The organism is Pseudomonas sp. SIMBA_041, assembly GCF_046535095.1.
Classification (GTDB): Bacteria; Pseudomonadota; Gammaproteobacteria; order Pseudomonadales; family Pseudomonadaceae; genus Aquipseudomonas; species Aquipseudomonas mucoides.
Map to the genome: position 1 here is coordinate 1 of NZ_JAWRXJ010000390.1, position 267 is coordinate 267.

Consider the following 267-nt stretch of genomic DNA (forward strand, 5'->3'; position numbering starts at 1 on the left):
GGCGGGTGTCCGCCGTCACACAGGGAGTGAATCAGTCCAACCAGGGGCAGGTTGTCGCTTTTCATACGATCGACGACCGTTTTGCGCCCCTGATGTCAGGTGGGCATCACGGTGAAAAGCACGCCGCCGGCGAGCAGCGGAAACCATCCGCCTTCAAGAACCTTGCTGATATTGCTCGAGACGAACACCGCGTCGACCAGAGCCAGCGGCACGATCACGGCCGCCGTAACAAGCGGGTGCCATTTCCACAGGCTGTGGGTGATGAAG

Annotated in this window: 1 protein-coding gene; it reads right to left on the minus strand. The window is 60.7% G+C overall.

The window, feature by feature from the left end:
- Positions 1-95: 95 nt before the first annotated feature.
- Positions 96-263, minus strand: coding sequence for a KUP/HAK/KT family potassium transporter (locus tag SB725_RS31615; protein ID WP_410923381.1), 168 nt, complete (start codon positions 261-263; stop codon positions 96-98).
- Positions 264-267 lie beyond the last annotated feature (4 nt).